Source organism: Mesorhizobium sp. WSM4806 (assembly GCF_055811635.1).
Genome location: NZ_JBVVQZ010000057.1, coordinates 1 through 1,755 on the forward strand (window position 1 = coordinate 1; position 1,755 = coordinate 1,755).

Sequence of the window (1,755 nt, forward strand, 5' to 3'; positions counted from 1 at the left end):
AACTAATCACTCCCCCCCGGCGGGGGGGGCCCCCCCCCCCGGCCGCGTGGGGGGGGGGGGGGGGGGGGGGGGTGCTTCGGCCCCCCCCCCGGCCCCCCCCCCCGCCCCCCCCCGACCCTGACCATCCGGCGAATTTCGGCCGGCTCTGTTCCAAGGGCTCGGCGCTGGCCGAGACGATCGACCTAGACGGACGGCTGCTCTATCCGGAGATCCACGGTCGCCGCACCGACTGGGACGAAGCGCTCGACCTTGTCGCCTCGACTTTTTCGCGGACCATCGCCGAGCACGGTCGCGACGCGGTCGCCTTCTACGTCTCCGGTCAGTTGCTGACCGAGGATTATTATGTCGCCAACAAGCTGATGAAAGGCTTCATCGGCTCGGCCAATATCGACACCAATTCGCGCCTGTGCATGGCCTCGTCGGTTGCCGGCCACCGCCGCGCCTTCGGCTCTGACACGGTGCCGGGCAGCTACGAGGATCTGGAACTCACCGATCTGATCGTGCTGGTCGGCTCCAATCTCGCCTGGTGCCATCCGGTGCTCTACCAGCGCATTGCCGCTGCCCGGGAAAAACGGCCCGACATGAAGGTGGTACTGGTCGACCCGCGCCGCACGATGACATCAGACATTGCCGACATGCATCTGGCGATCGCGCCCGATGGCGACGTCGCGCTGTTCACAGGGCTGCTCGCCTATCTCGGCCAGCACAACGCGCTGGACCGCACCTATATCACGGCGCACACAACCGGCTTCGGGCAAGCCCTTTTTGCCGCTTCCGCGCTCGACCTTGCCGGCATCGCCGCTGCCACGGACCTCGGCGAGGACGAGCTTGTCCGCTTCTACAGCCTGTTCGCCGCGACGGCGAATACCGTGACCGTCTACAGCCAGGGCGTTAACCAGTCGTCCTCGGGCACCGACAAGGTCAACGCCATCATCAACTGTCATCTCGCTACCGGCCGCATCGGCAAGCCCGGCGCCGGACCGTTTTCGGTGACCGGCCAGCCCAACGCCATGGGCGGTCGGGAGGTCGGCGGCCTGGCCAACATGCTGGCCGCCCATATGGAGATCGAAAACCCCGAGCACCGCGACCGCGTGCAGCGGTTCTGGAGTGCGCCGGCCGTCGCCGAAAAGCCCGGTCTGAAGGCGGTCGAGATGTTTCAGGCGGTAGCCGATGGGCGCATCAAGGCGCTGTGGATCATGGCTACCAACCCGGTCGACTCGATGCCGGACGCCGATGCCGTCGAGGCGGCGATCAAGGCCTGCCCGTTTGTCGTGGTGTCGGACGTGTTGGCCAAGACCGACACGGTCCGCCACGCCCACGTCCGGCTGCCCGCCGCCGCATGGGGCGAGAAGGACGGCTCGGTCACCAATTCGGAGCGCCGCATCTCGCGCCAGCGCGCCTTTTTGGCCACGCCCGGAGAGGCAAGGGCCGACTGGTGGATCGTCGCCGAAGTCGCCAAGCGGATGGGTTTTGACGAAGCGTTTTCGCATCCGTCGCCAGCCGATATCTTTGCCGAGCACGCCGCGCTGTCGGCGTTCGAGAATGACGGCGCCCGCGATTTCGACATCGGTGCGTATGCCGGGGTCGATGGAGAAGACTACGACGCGCTGGCGCCTTTCCAGTGGCCAGCGCCGAGCCAAGGCACCCCCCGGGGGGGGGGGGGGGGGGGGGGGGGGGGGGGGGCGGCGGGGGGGGGGGGGGGGGGGGGGGGGGGCGGGCCCCCCCCCCCCCCCAAGCCCGCACCCCCCAGACACA

1 protein-coding gene is annotated in these 1,755 nt (G+C 68.8%); it reads left to right on the top strand.

What is annotated here, in order from left to right:
• Window positions 1–71 precede the first annotated feature (71 nt).
• Window positions 72–1,755, top strand: a 1,684-nt coding sequence (locus tag AC0L2M_RS34550) for a molybdopterin-dependent oxidoreductase (RefSeq protein WP_473537261.1), incomplete at its 3' end; no start/stop codon positions are given.